The organism is Sphingobium sp. WR1 (assembly GCF_059693745.1).
Window position 1 is genome coordinate 127,894 of the sequence record NZ_JCATID010000014.1, and the last position, 16,181, is coordinate 144,074.

A 16,181-nucleotide genomic window follows, 5' to 3' on the forward strand; every position below is an offset into this window, starting at 1 on the left:
GTTATGGGGTGCGCGCCGGTGCAAAAGGCGTTGAGGGATTGCCCGTCCATTGCATCAGCCTGAGTTCGGCCGACTGCCCGCCTTTTCCAACCATATTTTGCACAAAATAGTAGAATCCATCGCCAAGTGGCTGGAATCCAACATCAGCCTTCTGTTTCCAGCCGCGAATGCCGGTGCCGACATCATATAGCCCGTCCGGGGCCAGCGGAAGCAACAGTCCCCTTTCCCAGCCTGACCCGCTCCGATCGGGCACCCCCACCAGGTCGGACGATTTAGGGCTGCTGCGGCCATCGATGGCGAACAGCAGATAATTGGGCCAGTTCGGCTTGTTGCCTCCATAGACCCCCAAAAACCAGCGATGAAGTGTGGGATCATAGGCAAGATTCTGAACGCCGTAGCGCGTGTTACCCGTACGCACGAAATATTTACCGCGCGCGGGCGGAGGCAGGTTGCTATGGAGCGCCTTTTCGTCGAGCGGCCCGGCATGTTCGGCCCAATCGTCGACATCATATTGCAGCAATATCTGATGATCATTGTCTGATCGTGTCGCATCGCCATAGATGCCATAGGCGACCGTCAGATAATATTTGCCGCCGGCATTGCTGAAGGTGGGGCCGAAGGCGGGGCCGAAGCCGACGCCGTCAATACCCGAGCAGCCATATCGATGATCGGGTGAGGGCGCCGGCAGAAGCTTGCCGTCGCCGTCCAGATCGGCCGCATAATCGCGCGCGACTTCAGGCAAGTAGACGACCCGAAGGATGTCCACCTCGTCTATCTTCATGCCCGTCCTATCCAGCCGCGAACCGTCGATAACGGCAATGTAGAAGCTGTTGCTCTTGCCATATTCCAGCGATCCATAGACTTTGCCGTCCGCCGGATTGAAATCGAGATCGCCCAGATGGCCCGACCAGCCGCTCAACGTGCCCACCAGCCGCCCGCGGAAATCATATTTGGCGAGCAGGTTGGTGAAGGAATAATAAATGAAGCCGCCTTTCCGGTCGACCGCGATCCCCTGCACATGGCCGGACGCCCAGGGGCCTGCGATCTGCGTGGCGGGCGGGCCGTCCCCCGGCGCGGCATGGGTCAGCGTTGCCGGCGCAGCGAGGGCGAGCAGCGGGAGGAGCAGGCGTCGCGACCCGATGCGCGACATGACGGCTGGCGCGAACCGATCGGCGATCATGCGCCGAACACCCGGCGACCGCGATCCACATGCATCCGGTGCGTGCCGGCCAGCGCCGTGCCGCGGCGTCTGATATTGTCCAGGAACAGCCATTCGCCCGTGACGCGCCGGTGGCTGATATCGATCATCATATAGCCGCGCTGGCTGGTATCGGCCCATTTAAGTTCGGGATTGGCGGCCATGAAGCCTTGCGCGACCCGCTTCGGATCGCCCGCCAGATCGCCCTCGATGCCACCGGACGTCACGGCCTGGCCGGCGAATTCGACCCCGGCGGGCTTGCCATCCTCGACCAGGCCATAGGCCCAGGCATTGTGGCTGTCGCCCGCCAGCATGACGAGGTCGGCATCAGCCGCCTGTGCGGCCCTGAGCAGTCGTCCGCGCGCAGCGGGATAGCCGTCCCATCGGTCCATCCACATCGGCAGGCCATTGGCGGCCATGCGGACGCTGTTTCGGTAGCGCTGGACCAGCTTGGGACTCGCATCGGGACGCAGCCAGTCGAACACATTGGTAGGCATGACCGTTCGTCCGATGATCGTGCCCATGCCGACCATCTGCCAGGCGGTCGCGCGCGCATTGGCCTTGAAGGCATGTGCCAGCCAGCTTTCCTGCGTGGTGCCGAGCATGGTGGCGGCGCTGTCCTGCCAGATGCCGTCGCGGAACCCCTTCAGCGCCGCATCGGCGTCGGGCGCGTCGACCGCGGCGTTGATGTCGGCCGGGCGCGTGCGCGCCAGCAGCCTCGATTCCGTGCGATAGAGCGTCGCCAACGTGCCGATCGTGTAGGCCTTCCAAGGCTCGTCGGACACGGGCATCCATTCACGATAGACCTGCATCGCGGCAGCGCGACGGATATTCCAGTCACCTTCCTTGTCGCTCTGGTGGTTCTGCGCCCCGCCTTCCCAGCTGTCGTTCGCGGATTCATGATCATCCCACAGGGCTAGCATCGGCGCGACCTGATGCAGGCGCTGCAAATCGGGGTCGGCGCGATAGGCGGCGTAGCGCAGGCGATAGTCCGCCACTGCGAGAATCTCATGATCGGGCAGGAACGGTATGCGGCCTTCCACCGCCTGCTGCGGGCGGACCGATGCCGGCCCATATTCGTAGATATAATCGCCGACATGCAGCCACAGGTCGAGATCGTCGCGCGCGGCGGCATGGGCATAGGCGTTGAACCAGCCATAGGGCAGGTTGGAGCAGGAAAAGACACCCAGGCCGAAGCGGGGAACGTCGCCGACCGGGAGGGTTTTCATGCGCCCGACGGGCGACTTTCCGCCATCGGGGGCCACGAAGCGATACCAGTAGGCCGTGCCGGGTGTCAGGCCGTCGACCATGATCTTCGCAGTCCAATCGCGAAACGCGCCCGTCCGCACGCTTCCCCCGGACACGATCTTCCCGAATCCAGGGTCCGATGCCACTTCCACATCGAGCCGCACGACATCGTTGCCGGTGGAGGGCATATAGCGGGTCCAGAGGAGCATCGAGTCCGGCCCTGGTTCCCCGCTCGCGACATTATGGGTGAAGCCCTTAGCCGCCAGCAGCTCCGCGGCGATGGCGCGGCCGCCTGGCAGCATCAACGCACCGATGCCAAGGCCGCCGCCGAGGATGAGGCTGCGCCGGTCGATATGCAGAACCATGGTCGTGACCTTCCTGCCAAATTGAAGGAGAGACGATGTAGCGGCGGTAAGGGCCGCTACATCGTCCCTCGGGAAATCAGAAACTGCCCTTGATGCCGATATTCCACATCGATCCGTAAATGCTGTATTGGCGCACACGGCTTTCGACATTGGAATAGATGACGTCGGGCGAATTGAAGATATTGCGGCCAGCGATGTTCAGCTCGAAATTCGGGCTGAGCTTGTAGCTGAAGCTGATGTTCCACAGCTGACGGTCGGTGTGGTAGAGGACGCCATTGTTCGCGGTGGTCGGCGTGGCGCTGAGCGCGCTCACCCGATAGCGCGACTGCCAGTTGCCGGTAAGCTGGAAATCGAATGGACCATAGCTGTAGCGCAGACCCCAGTTCGCCGACTTTTCCGGCGTATTGACGCGTTCAGCGTCGGGGAAGAGGCCGGTGAAGGAACCGCGCAGGCCAAAGCCCTTGAGAATGCCGGGCAGGAAGGTCAACTGCTGGTCATATTCGAAAATCAGCCCCTCATTGGTGCTGGTGCCGGGCAGGTTCTGCGCGCTGCGGAAGGTATAGCCGGCATATTCGTCCGGGTCGAAGCCCACCGCCGCCGGATCGACCTCGATCCCCGTCACCTGCATGTCCTTCATGTCCAGCTTGTAATAGGACAGGCCGATGATTCCCGACGGTTCCAGATAATATTGCAGGCTGGCGAAATATTTGGTCGAATGTTCCGGTTTGAGCAACGGGTTGGGGACGTTCACAATCAAGGTGTCGTCGTTGACCGACACGACGCCGCCCAGATTGCCATAGTCGGGCCGCAGGATCGACTGGCTGAACGCCACCTGGCCGACAAGCCTTTTGGTGAAATCATATTTGACGCCGCCGCTCAGGAACCAGTCATCATATTCGCCCCGGCGCGTGCCATAGGCGCCGCCATTATATTGGTAGAGCAGCCCTTCGACAGTGTTGAGCGAATATCCCGCAGCGGTCACTTCGCTTGCCGGCCGGATATTGGCGATCTGCGCGGCCGTCTTGGTCTTTTCATAACGCAGGCCAAGATCGAGCGACGCCTTGCCGGCACGCGCCTGAACCTCGAAATAGGCAGCATAGATATCTTCCCTGACGCGCTTGTTGTTGTCGAGATCGCGCTTCAGATTGCCGACCGTATCCGGCACGAAATAGTCCGGGTGCGCCTTGTAGATGTCATACATGGCGTAGTTATTGTCGGCGCGCCAATTCTGGTCGTTCAGATTTCCGGCGTCGAAGCCGATGATCTCGAACTTGTAGCGATTGGTCCAGGGGATGACCGCCGCCGGATCCTTTTGGTTCAGATCGCCGTTCGGGCCGACATATTGGAATTGGTCATAGGCGCCCTCGTCGGTTTTCCAGTCGTTCACGCGTGCGCCGGCGCCAGCCATCAGCGTAACGGGAATCGAGCCGACGAACAGCTTGCGCTTCAGGTCCAGGTTGCCGCCATACATTTCATTGCGCGCGTCGGATTCCGCGGTGCGGATATTGTTGCCGATATCGTCATCGCGGTTGAAGCTGGTGGGGTCGCTCCAGGACCGGCCTGCCGTCTGGGTCAACGTCCAGACATTGGAATCCTCGGACGGCCGGTCCAGCGTGAAGCCGATACCGGTCAGCCAGCTATCGGTGCGCTGGAAGAAGCCCTTAGAATTGTCGCGAAAGTTGAATTCGGAACTGGAATAGCTGCCGCGCAAAACGGCTTCCCAATCGTCATTCTTATATTCCAGCTTTGGCGCGAACAGCATGGCCGGTGTGCCGGCATAGCGGTGCGAATATTGGGTATGCAGCCGGGTGTTCTTTCCCTCGGGATTGACGACGATATGGGTCGATGTGGAATCCGGGGTCGCATAGGATCGCGAGGTCGTGCCGAAGATCAGATAGGTATATTGGTTGAAATATTCGACTTCGTAGAAGGAATAGGTGCCGCGGAGCGACAGCGCCAGTTCGTCCGAGAATTTATAGTCGACGGACAGGTTGGCGGCGGTTCGGCTGGTCTTCTTGGGACCGGGGCGCCACATCACCTGATAGGGAATGGCACGCCCGTCGGCCAGGTAGGACCAGTCGGTCTGGATACGGTCCTGCTGGACATAATTGGCGTTGTAGCTGGCGCTGAAGGCGACGCCCAGCCGCCCATCGAGGAAGATGTCGCCATAGCTGAGGCTGGCGGACGGATAGATGCGCGCATGTTTGTCATTGTCGGGTAGATAGATTTCGCCGATCCCTGCGTCAGACGTGCCCACACCGCCCAGTTGGAAACGAAACTGCCGCTTCTTGAGTTGGAAGGCATATTTGCTGCGCAGGTTGATGGCGCCGCCGGGTGCATCGGCGTCCATGCGGGCGGTCAGCGTATTGTTCAGTTCGATCGACTCGATGCCGGTGATCGACATTTGTTCAAAGCTGTTTTGGCGGCCGTTATTATTGTTCGACGTAGCTGTCGCCATTCGTGCGCCATCGGTGGTGAAGGTCGAATATTTGGGATCGAGGCCGCCGATACGGACGGCCGTGGCGTCGACTTCCGTATAATCGAGCGAAATGCCGGGCATCTGCTTCATGAACTCGCCCACATCACCCATGGTCAGCAGGCCGTAATTGTCGGCGGCGACGACGGTCTTGGCATTGGGGGCGGCACGACGCTCCATGATGGCGGCGGCCTGCCCCTCGCGGCGGGCAGTGACGGTGATGGCCGAACCGTCATTGACGGCTGAACCGGTAAAGGTCGGCGCTTTGAGCGCAACATCCAGCTCGGCGACCTGCCCTGCGAGGATCGCGGCAGTAAGCCGTTCGGATTGCAGGCCCGCATATTTGACGATGATCGTCGCCTCGCCAGCCGGAACGCCCGTGAGCCGAAATTCGCCATTATCCTCCGAAAAAACGACGATCGACGTGCCTTCGACGCGGATTTCGGCGTTGCGCAGATATTCGCCGGTGACGGTGTTGGAAACGCGGCCGCGCACCATGCCGCTGCCAATCGCTTGCGCCTGGCCCGCGCTGGCGGCCGGGCGCGACGATCGCAATGTGATGATATTGCCGTCATCGGAACCGATACGCAGCGGCGTTCCGGCGATCAGGCGACGCAATGCGGCACGAACGTCCATCCGCCCCTTGATGGCCGGGGTCGAAATGCCTTCGAGATCGCGGGCCGGGGCGACGATCTGCACCTGCGCCTGACGCGCCAGTTCGGGGATGGCCCGCACGGCGGGTTGCGCCGGAATATCGAAGATGCGCTCCTGTGCCTGGGCGGGCGCGCCTATCGCAAGCGCAACCACGGAAGCCCCACAAGTGAGGAGAGAATGAAGAGAATTCATCGGCTGTCAGCCCCCTGCTGGCCGCATCCTGCGCGGCGTTCGGCATTAGGAGGCTTGTCGTCGACGGTTCCGCTACCGGCTCTGAAAATTTTTTGCGGATGGAGCAGGGCGCGTCAGGACGATCTGGCCATCGCTCTGTTCCAGCCGTGCGTCGAAGATGCTGGATACCGCCCGGCTGAAACCGACCGGATCATTGGCGGTAAAGAGGCCCGCTACCGGTTCCCGCGCCAGCGCGGCATCCTTTATGACGATCCGGGTGTCGCTGTAGCGCGCGAAGGCGTCCGCTGCCTGGCGCAGGCTTTCGCCTTCGAACGCCAGCTTGCCTTCGCGCCAGGCCAGTTCGCGTGTGATGCGCTCCGGCGCGATGGCTTCCGGGCGTTCGGCGCCGAACAGGCTGGCGGCGGTATCGGCCATGACCATATGGGTGTTGGCGGAAAGTGTGATCGGCCCTGAACTGAGCGGATTGATGGTCGGCAACTCGACGCGCCCCTGATGCACCAATATGTCCGCCGGGTCGCTTGCCAATTTCCTGACGCGAAAGCCGGCCTGCGCGGTTCGCAGGCGACGATGGCCGACCTCGACGATGAACGGGCGTCGCTCGTCGCGGGCGACCGAAAAATACACTTCTCCCGCCAGCAACGAAATCAATCGCTCCTTGTCATCATAGCGGATGCGGATGCTGCTGTCGGTATTGAGCAGGGCGGTGGAGCCGTCATCCAGCGGCACCAGGCGTATCTCGCCCCGTCCCGTGCGGATCACCGCCCCGGATGCGGGCATACCGACCGACAATGCCACCATGCCCGCCATCGCCGCGACGGCGCCGCCGCCCCAGCCGAAAATCTGCCTTCGCGACAGGGCCGTCCGGTGCCGGGGCCGTTCGAATGGGGCGGGATCGAATTGCGGCCCCAGCGCCTGAGCGGATTCGCTCATCAGCGACAGGGCCTGCGCGCGAAGAAGCGCGCCCTTGTTCCTGGGATCAGCGGACAGCCAGCGTTGAAATACCGCATTTTCTTCCGGAGTCAGCGGGCCGCGATCCATCTTCGCCGTCCAGTCGGACGCCGCCCGGTCAATGTTGCGACTGTCTTCTCGTTCGGTCATCAAACGTGATTTTCTCCGGTTCCATATCCCTAGAGGTTTGGGGAGGTGTCTTTCCGCCACGACCGAACCAGTCAATCAGGAATCGGATAGCCCGCGAAATATGTGTTTCGACCGTATTCTCCGATATGCCCATCTGCGCAGCGATGGCGCGCTGTGGCAAGCCCTCCACGCGACGAAGAATGAACGCTTCCCGTGTTTTCAGCGGCATGGCCGCGATGGCTCTGGCCAGATGGTTGAGCTCGTCGCGATCGATCGCATATTGTTCGGGTGAGGCGGCGTCGTCCGGCTGGTCGAGCCGATCAAGATCGTCGACGACATGGATGGGCACGATGCGGGCGCGGCGGACATGGCGGGTGACGACCGATCGGGCGACCTGGAACAGATAGGCGCGCGGATGGCGGATCGTATCGACCTGCTCCAGTTCGGCAAGGATCGTGTAGGATTCCTGGATGATGTCGTCCGGTTCGATACCCGCCACCGGCCGACGCGCCAGCCAACTGCGCAGCGCGGGTTCATGCGGCAGGATATTGCGCAGCAGCCAGCGCGCCCGTTCTCTGTCAGTGCCGTCCATTCCACTTCCGCGACCGATTATAAGAAAATGAATGAGTCGGCGGATGGCTAGAGAGCATATGTGACAAATGTGCTGCACTTGTCGCGGGAATATCGATGCTCTTGGAGGCGTTACCGTTTCCCGCGCAAGGACGGCTAGATGGCTTCGCCTGCGGCCCGCGCGCGGTGCAGCACGCTGGCATGATCGCGCTCCACGCGGCGGAGCAGGATCAGCAGCAGCAGGACGAGCGGCGGCGCCACCCAGTTGATCGCCAGGATCGCCGCGCCCAGATCGCCGGCGCGCGCGTCGCTGATCATACCCACGGCATAAGGGCCGGTGCCAAGGCCGAAGATGGTCGACACGACGATATAGAGACTGACCGTCAAGCCGCGCATCCGGGGCAGAACCTGCTCGAACAGAACCGCATAAAGGGGCGGCATCCACATGGTGAGCACCAGGCTGTAGAGCGTGAAACGCAGATAGAAGCTTCCAGGATCGCCGGCGCGATACACCCAAAGGGCGATCAGCGGTGATACGCCCATGGCGAAAAGCGCGACCCAGATGCGGCGCGACAGACGATGCGCCCCGATCCGGTCGGACAGCGGCCCGGCGATCAGCGGCCCGACCACGCCCAGCGCGGCCGAAAGGAGGCCGAACTGAATGCCCGTGTCGGCAGGCGTCAGGCCGTAACTTTTCATCAGGAAGGACGGGGTGAAACCCATGACGCCATAATTGATCACGCTTTGCAGCGATCCGGCCGCAATACAGAGCAGCAGCGACGGATTGCGGGTGATGAGCGCGAAGGCGACGGGATCACGCCCTTTCAGATTCTGGATCAGATTGACGATGACGAACGCGCCGAAGCCGATGACGCTCCATTGCACCACATGCGGGCTGATCGCGACGCCGCCCAGCAGGAGCGGCGGACGGGGCGAGAAGGTTTCGGCCCAGCGGATCGCCAGCAACATGGCGACGAGGATCAGCGCCAGCAGGCCGATATTGCGCGCCCAATCGCGCCTGCCGGCGCGCGCCTGGGCCAGGCTCCACCAGTGAAAGCCGGGAGTCACCGCGCCCAGCACCGCAAGGCTTGCACGAAAGGGGTGCGGATCGGAGGGCGTCGGGATGCCGTCGATCGCGCCGCGCTGCGGTTCGGCAAGGCGCGACATCAGGAAGGCGATCAGGAAGCCGGGCAGGGCGGCGGCGGCGAAGGCGAACTGCCAGCCCCTGAGGCTCAAAGGTGCGCCGCCGCTCGCATAACGCGCATCCCACCATTGCGCGGTCACCCCGCCGATGATCAGCGATCCGCCCAGGCCAATGGCGATCGCGGCCGCCATCACCGCCATCACCATGCCCCGCTTCTCGCGCGGGAAATAATCATAGGCGAGGCTGGTGCCCGCCGGCTGCGACGCCGCCTCGCCTATGCCGACGCACAGGCGGGAGAGCATCAGGGTGAAGAAGCCCGTGGCGAACGCCGCGCCGCCGGTCGCCAGCGACCAGAAGCCGATGGTGATCGCGAGCAGCTTCGTGCGTATCCATCCATCGGCCAGCCGCCCCAGCGGCAGGGAGAAAAGCGCGTAGAAAAGGGCGAAAACCGTGCCGTAGAGCAGGCCCATTTCCGCGTCGCCGATGTGGAGGTCGGCCTTGATCGCCGGTGCCAGGATCGCAAGGATGTTGCGGTCGAGCAGGCTGACCAGGTTGGTCCCGGCGATCAGCGCCAATGCATAATAAGCGGTCGCGCGCGAAGAGACCGGGCTTCTCACAGGCGGAACAGGCGCTCGGCGTTGGTCTGCATCAGCTTGCGCTTCGCGTCGTCCGATATGGCGAGCAGGTCATGGGTCCGCACCTCGTCCGGTACATATTGATAGGGATAGTCCATCGCATACATCACCCGATCCTCGCCCAGCACCTGTTGCGCGAACGTGATCGCCGGTTCCCACGCCATGCCGCTGGTGGTGACGCTGATGTTGGCGCGCATATAGTCGTGGATGCTCTTGCGGAGCGGCCGCATCCGTTCATAGCGCTGCGACCTGACCCCGGCCTGATGCATATAGTCGAGGCGATAGAGCCAATAGGGCAAAGCCTCGCCCATATGGCCGACGATGATCTGCAAGTCGGGATAGCGGTCGAAAATACCGATGGTGATGAGCCGCAACAGATGCAGGCCGGTTTCCACGCCGAAGCCGAAGATGGCGCCATCCAGTCCCGCCTCCAGCATCGGGCCGATCATGCTGTCGGGCGGCGTTGAAGGGTGGATATAGAGCGGCTGGCCGGTATCGGCGAGCGCGCGGAAGATGGGATCGAACTTCGGATCGTCCAGATATTCGCCCTGGGTATGGCTGTTCACCATGACGCCCTTGAAACCCAGTTCTCCCGCACCGCGCCGAATTTCGGCTGCGGACCAGTCGGGGTCCTGCGGGGCGATCGAAGTCATGCCCACGAAGCGGCTGGGATGGGCGAGGCACCGCTCGGCCAGATGGTCGTTGGCGCGGCGGACCATCGCCTTGGCTTCTTGGACATCGGGCAAGGGCTGCACGCCGGGCGAAGTGAGCGACAGGATCGCAACGTCGATGCCCGTCGCGTCCATGTCGGCAAGGCGGCCGCCGCCCAGGTCCAGCAGCCGGTCGATGATCTGGGTCGCACGCTCGGATGGCGATCGGGCGTAGAAACCCCAGAGCGACACCATGCCCCTGTCCGCCGTGCCATCCCGGACCATGCGCAGATAGACATCGATCTGCTCGCGCGTCGCAAAGGCTTCCTCGGTCGCGATGCGGATATAGCCGCGATCGCCGCCGGGCTTCAAATCATGCGTCATGGGTTATCCTTCATGCACGGCCTTGGTGACGAGGCAGGCGTCGACGCCTTCCGGCCCGTCCTCTGCCCCATGGCCGGACCATTTCACGCCGCCAAAGGGCGAGTCCGCCCCACCGATCATCGCGGTGTTGATACCGACCATGCCGGCTTCCAGTGCGCGCGCCATGCGTCGTTGTCGCGCGGCGTCGCCGGTCCAGGCATAGGCGGCCAGGCCATAGGGTAGGCGGTTGGCCTCCGCGACCATGGCGGTTTCATCGGGATAGGCGTTGATGAGCGCGACCGGGCCGAACGGCTCCTCGTTCATGATCGCGGTGTCGATCGGGACATTGGACAACACCGTCGGAGCAAAGAAGAAACCTTCATTGCCGATCCGCGCGCCGCCTGTTTCCAGCTTCGCGCCCTTGGCAAGCGCGTCGCCGATCAGGCGATCCATCGCGTCCAGCCGCCGGGCGTTCGCCATCGGTCCCATGACGGTCGCGGGATCGAGGCCGTCGCCGGTGACGACCCCGGCCGTGCGGTCGATAAATTGTTTGAGGAAACGGTCATAAACCGCTGTTTCAACGATGAAGCGCGTCGGCGATACGCAGACCTGCCCGGCATTGCGATATTTGCCCGCCACCACCGTATCGAGCGCCTTGTCGAGATCGACATCGGCGAAGATCAGGACCGGCCCATGGCCGCCCAATTCCATCGTCGTGCGCTTGCAATCCTCCGCCGCCAGCTTCGTGAGATGCCTGCCGACGCCGGTAGAGCCGGTGAAGCTCATCTTGCGGATGATGGGGGAGCCAAGCAGGTGGCGCGACACCTCATCGGGCACGCCGAACACGGCCTGCGCGACGTCGCCCGGCAGTCCCGCGTCGGTCAGGCATTGCAGCACGGCGAGCGCGCTGGCCGGCGTTTCCTCCGCCGCCTTCAGGATCACCGAGCAGCCTGCCGCGATCGGCGCGCCCAGCTTGCGGCCAGGGTTGCCGATCGGGAAGTTCCAGGGGGCAAAGGCTGCAACCGGGCCGACCGGCTCCTTCGTGACCGTGGATCGTTGGCCCGCCGGGCGGACGAGGGTGCGGCCATAGATGCGGAAGACCTCCCCGGCGTAGAAATTGAACAGGCCGACATTCATCATCACTTCGATGCGCGCTTCGGCCAGCGTCTTGCCCTGTTCCAGCGTGGCGATCCGCGCCAGTTCCTCCTGCCGCTCGACCATCAGCCGCGCCGCACCCTGCAGCACGGCGGCACGCTCCTGCGGCGTGGAATCGCGCCAGCGGCGGAAGCCGCAATCGGCCGCCGCCAGCGCCGCATCTAGGTCCGTTGCGTCGGCCAGCGGCAGGTCAGCAAGCACCGCGCCGGTGGCGGGGTTGACCACCTTTTGGGTGCGTCGCCCGCCGCCCGACAGACGCTGGCCGTCGATCATCAGATAAAGATCGGGATAGCGCATGGTCCGCTCAGACGCTTACCGCGCCGCGCGCGGCCTGCTCCCGATCGATATCGCCCTGCCAGCGTTCCGCGACGATCTCCTTCCCCGTCACTGGATGCACCATGTGGAAAGGCACCAGCTTGTGGGTCGGCCAGAGCCAGTGGTCGGTGATCAATGCGTCAGGCCCGGTCGGGTCTTCGGGATAGGTGATCTTCGGGAAGGGCACATATTCGGGCCTAGTGTTCGCCCAGCCGGTGTCGAAATCGGCATGCCATTGCGGCATGTAGTTGAGGATCTGGATGCGCCAGATGCCATCCACCTTTCTGTAGGTATTTTCGTAGATGCCGCCTTCCCACCATTGGCGCGCGCCCAGCATGGGGTTGGCCGGATCGGTATGATCCTTGTGCCGCCCGGCCTGCATCATCGACCGGGCGCGGGCATGGGCGGTGACGCCGTCCGCATCGATGTCGACAATATCCTGCAATTGCGGATGGTCGAGCAGGAAACCGTCGATCGGTCCGTTGGTGCCATGGGTGAAGCGCTTCTGGAAACGCTCGACATAGAGGCGGCGGATACCTTGCTTGCCGCGCCAGACGCCCCCGAAGAAACGGACCTCGCCATCGTCGGTGAACAGGTCGACCGTTTCCCGATAAAGGCATTTGTCGATCAGATAGCCATAGAGATGCTGGAGCTTGCGCACATCCAGTTCATCCTCGCGCCGTTGCAGGCGGGTGCTGAGATCGGCGACACTCTGTTCCAGGCTGGCGATACGATCGACGTCGGACATATCTCTCTCCTATTGTATGCAATGCTTACGAATTATGCAGCATCCTCCGCCGCCAGCCTTTCCACTTCTTCCCGATAGGGGCGGATGGCGCGGATCATGCAGAAGGTGGCGATCGGCAGCAGGATGCCGGCCGTCAGCACCAGCGTCTTCCAGAGTTGCCGGGGATCGCCGATCAAATGGTCCTGCACCAGCCCCACCAGGAAACTGCCCATCGCCCCGAAGAAGGTGAACATGAAAAGATAGATCGCCGTCACCTGCCCGCGCATCGCATTGGGCGCGACGCGCTGGATCGCGGCGTTCTGCGGCACGGCGCCGGCGATGCCGAACATCGCGCCGACACTGGCGACGCCAAGCGAGGCATAGCCGTTGGGCATCAGGGGGGCGAGGATGGCGCAGATGGTGACGCAGCCGAAGAAGATGGCGGCGGCGCGGACATTGGCGTCGGCATGGCGCCTGGCCAGCCATTCGACGAAGATACCGCCCAGCAGCAGCCCCAGCAGCGAGGCGACCAGCGTCATCGATCCCATCACCGCGCCGATCTGCGCCTCGTTCCAGCCATAGGTGCGGATCATGAAAGGCACGCGCCAGAATTGCAGGCCGAACACCTCGATCGCGCTTAATGCCAGTCCGGCGAACAGCGGATAATAGACGCGGCGCTTGGCGTGGATCGCCTTGACGGCGTCCAGCCCGGTGAAGGTCAGGCTGCGGCGGCCGATCGAGGCATGGACCGGGGGCGTGAGCGCGCCGGCCGCCGGGGACTGACGCGGCGGCTCTCTGACCGTCAGGAACAGCAGGGCGACGAGCAGCGCGGGCAGGCCCAGCCAGATCATCAGCCACTGCCAGCCCAATATGGTGAGGCCGCCATGCTGGGTCGGCGCCCATCCCGCCGCCATCGCGATCAGCATTCCGCCGATTGCCGGCCCCAGCGTCGTCCCGCCGATGAAGCCGAATTGCAACAGCGCGAAGGCGCGGGTCAGGATGCGCGGCGGAAAGGCGTCGGCTAGCAGCGAATAGGAGGATGGCGCATGGGCCGATCCCCCCGCTGCCAGAAAGACGCGGGTGCCGACGAACTGACCGAAATTCTGGGCGATGCCACCCATGGAGGTGATGACGCCAAGCGCTGCGACGCCGCCGGCCAGCACATATTTGCGCGGGAAGATATCGGCCAGCCGCGCCAGCGGGATGCCGACGAACAGATAACAGATGATGCTCGCGGGACCGGCCAGGAAGCCGAGTTGGGAATCGGACAGGCCGAAATCGGCCTTGATCCGCTCCGCGAGCATGGCGAACACAACCTGTTCGAAAAAGGTGATGAAGGTTGCCAGGACGATGACGAACAGCGCCCAATAGGCGGCCGGCATCGAATAGGGCTGCGCTGTTGGACTGGCCCTGTCCAGCGACATTGCCGCATCCTCCTCCCACAGGCTGTCGGTCGCAATCGGCGCGGGCGCCATGGCCATGACCTTCTCCTCTCCGCATCCTCCCTTTTTGTTCACAGGGATGAAATTTCGGCTTGGCGAATTTGTAAGTGATCTATACGAATATGGCGAGAGAAAAATGCACGGCCGTTACAAAGACCAACACAGGAGTATGGGATGCTCGAATTTGCGGGACGAACGGCCTTTGTGACGGGCGGCGGCAACGGGATCGGCCTGGGGCTGGTGCGCGCGTTGCTGGCGCAGGGATGCAAGGTCGCCATCGCGGACATTCGCGAGGAAGCCTTGGCTGCCGCGCGCAAGGCCTTCGACAATCAGGCGGTCCTGACTGTCCAACTCGATGTCGCGTCACGCCAAGGCTTCGCCGAGGCGGCCGACCGCGCGGAAGCGGCGCTGGGACCGGTCAGCCTGTTGTTCAACAATGCCGGCATCAACCTGTTCCAGAGCATCGACGAGTCCAGCTATGATGATTGGGACTGGGTCATGAGCGTCAATCTCCATGGCGTCATCAACGGCGTCATGACCTTCGCACCGCGCATGAAGGCGGCGGGACTGGGCGGTCATATCGTCAATACCGCATCGATGGCGAGTTTCCTGTGCGGCGGCGCGCCCGGCATATACAACACCACCAAATTTGCGGTGCGGGGCATGAGCGAATCCCTGCGCTACAGCCTTTCCCCTCATGGCATCGGCGTATCGGTGCTGTGCCCCGGTCTGGTGAAGAGCCATATCTACGCCAGCGATGAGGTGCGCCCCGCCGCGCTTCGTGCCGGCGCGAAACCCGTTGATGACGCCGCAATCGACCGGCTGGCGCAATTGCATCAGTTCGGCATGGAGCCGGATGTGATCGCTGCCCGCACCTTAGACGCGATGCGGGAAAATCGCTTCCACATCTTCCCGCACTCGGAATTCCGCGATGAATTGGCAACCGTCTTCAATGAGATATTGGCCGATTTTCGCGACTATCCACAGGATGCCGGCTTCGACCAGCGCATCGGGTTCGAAAAAATGCGACGGGAAAATTATGCCAAGGCGCGGCGAGAGGCGCGGGAGCGGACCTGATCAGGAGGCGAAAAGATCGCCCTGGCGTGGTCGGGTGGCGGCTGCGTGTTGCGGCGGGGGCGGGGCGCCCACCAGCGCCCGCGCCCGGCCGGTCAGCGTATAGACGGCCTGGCGCTGTGCGCCGCGATTGAGGTGGTCGACGCGAAAGCCCTGATAATGGCGCTTGAGCAGTCCGGCCTTCACCAGTTCGGAGGCGGCACGGCTGAGATTGGTCTTGCCCGAAGCCCGCACCCGCGCGCGCACCTCATCCTGCACCAACGCCTCATCGGCGGCCGGGTTGTCCGACAGGCGATCGGCCTTGCGCAATTCCTCCCGCACCCGTTCGACCAGCGCCATGCGCCGCGGATCGCGATGGCCCATCGGCGTCAGCGCATCGCATAGCCAGTCGCGCAACGGGATCAGCGCGTCGCCCACCCGCACCAGCGGCCCGGCGCTGCCGTCCGGTCGCGCCACATCGGCGATCAGCGTCAGCAGCATGAAGGCATAGCGGGGACGCGAGCAGCAATGCGACAGCTGGTCGAGCAACAGCGAGATATCGCTGCCGCCGGCAACGCGGGATGGGACGGATGCGTGAAACATAAGGTGAATCAAGCACAGACGAGACTCCTTGTGAATCCGCTTTTTTCCGCGAGTCGCATTTTGTCGGCTATGACACTTTGCCCTTCGATAAAGTGTCATGTCGGAAACTTTACCGAACGGGACGGACGACCGTGGGCGGATGTGTAACCGGGCCGGACGCACAGAGAGGATTGAGAGTGGTTGCCGCTTAACCTGACAACGAAATAGACAATCGCGGGAGGGTTGGGCGATGGGGTGAGTTTAACATATCTCAACACCAATTCGTGTCTTATACCGTAGTTTCAATGGTTTGCAGGCGATGAGCCTGTCCATTG

The 16,181-nt window shown here is 63.0% G+C and carries 12 protein-coding genes; 1 reads left to right on the plus strand and 11 read right to left on the minus strand.

Going from position 1 to position 16,181, the window contains the following annotated elements:
- Position 1: 1 nt before the first annotated feature.
- The 10 genes from AC58EF_RS16790 to AC58EF_RS16835 all read right to left on the minus strand — a co-directional run bounded on the left by AC58EF_RS16790 (position 2) and on the right by AC58EF_RS16835 (position 14,250).
- Complete coding sequence (locus AC58EF_RS16790) at positions 2-1,180, minus strand: hypothetical protein (RefSeq protein WP_497277518.1); 1,179 nt, start codon at positions 1,178-1,180, stop codon at positions 2-4.
- Entirely contained in the window at positions 1,177-2,811 is a 1,635-nt protein-coding gene (locus AC58EF_RS16795) for an alkaline phosphatase D family protein (protein ID WP_497277519.1), read from the minus strand. The genes AC58EF_RS16790 and AC58EF_RS16795 overlap by 4 nt, the downstream gene beginning before the upstream one ends.
- Before the next feature lie 76 nt (positions 2,812-2,887).
- A complete protein-coding gene (locus AC58EF_RS16800; RefSeq protein ID WP_497277520.1) occupies positions 2,888-6,094 on the minus strand; it encodes a TonB-dependent receptor domain-containing protein in 3,207 nt (1,068 codons plus the stop codon).
- Positions 6,095-6,205: 111 nt separating this feature from the next.
- A complete protein-coding gene (locus AC58EF_RS16805; protein ID WP_497277521.1) occupies positions 6,206-7,231 on the minus strand; it encodes a FecR family protein in 1,026 nt (341 codons plus the stop codon).
- Positions 7,200-7,802, minus strand: a complete 603-nt coding sequence (locus AC58EF_RS16810) for an RNA polymerase sigma factor (RefSeq protein ID WP_497277522.1) — start codon at positions 7,800-7,802, stop codon at positions 7,200-7,202. Before AC58EF_RS16810 ends, AC58EF_RS16805 begins: the two co-directional genes overlap by 32 nt.
- 134 nt (positions 7,803-7,936) lie before the next feature.
- Positions 7,937-9,541, minus strand: a complete 1,605-nt coding sequence (locus AC58EF_RS16815) for an MFS transporter (protein ID WP_497277523.1) — start codon at positions 9,539-9,541, stop codon at positions 7,937-7,939.
- Positions 9,538-10,593 carry an amidohydrolase family protein gene (locus tag AC58EF_RS16820; RefSeq protein ID WP_497277524.1) on the minus strand — a complete coding sequence of 352 codons (1,056 nt, stop codon included), beginning with the start codon at positions 10,591-10,593 and terminating at the stop codon, positions 9,538-9,540. Before AC58EF_RS16820 ends, AC58EF_RS16815 begins: the two co-directional genes overlap by 4 nt.
- A gap of 3 nt (positions 10,594-10,596) precedes the next feature.
- Positions 10,597-12,024 (minus strand): NAD-dependent succinate-semialdehyde dehydrogenase, encoded by a 1,428-nt coding sequence (locus AC58EF_RS16825; protein ID WP_497277525.1) that lies wholly within the window; start codon positions 12,022-12,024, stop codon positions 10,597-10,599.
- A gap of 7 nt (positions 12,025-12,031) precedes the next feature.
- Positions 12,032-12,790, minus strand: a complete 759-nt coding sequence (locus AC58EF_RS16830) for a nuclear transport factor 2 family protein (RefSeq protein ID WP_497277526.1) — start codon at positions 12,788-12,790, stop codon at positions 12,032-12,034.
- Positions 12,791-12,822: 32 nt separating this feature from the next.
- Positions 12,823-14,250: an MFS transporter gene (locus AC58EF_RS16835; protein ID WP_497277527.1), complete on the minus strand. Its 1,428-nt coding sequence runs from the start codon at positions 14,248-14,250 to the stop codon at positions 12,823-12,825.
- Positions 14,251-14,385: 135 nt separating this feature from the next.
- Here AC58EF_RS16835 and AC58EF_RS16840 point away from each other — a divergent pair, with 135 nt between their 5' ends.
- On the plus strand, positions 14,386-15,288 hold the full coding sequence (locus AC58EF_RS16840) for an SDR family NAD(P)-dependent oxidoreductase (protein ID WP_497277528.1): 903 nt from the start codon (positions 14,386-14,388) through the stop codon (positions 15,286-15,288).
- On the opposite strand, the gene AC58EF_RS16845 is transcribed toward AC58EF_RS16840, so the two are convergent.
- Entirely contained in the window at positions 15,289-15,867 is a 579-nt protein-coding gene (locus AC58EF_RS16845; RefSeq protein WP_497277529.1) for a hypothetical protein, read from the minus strand.
- Positions 15,868-16,181 lie beyond the last annotated feature (314 nt).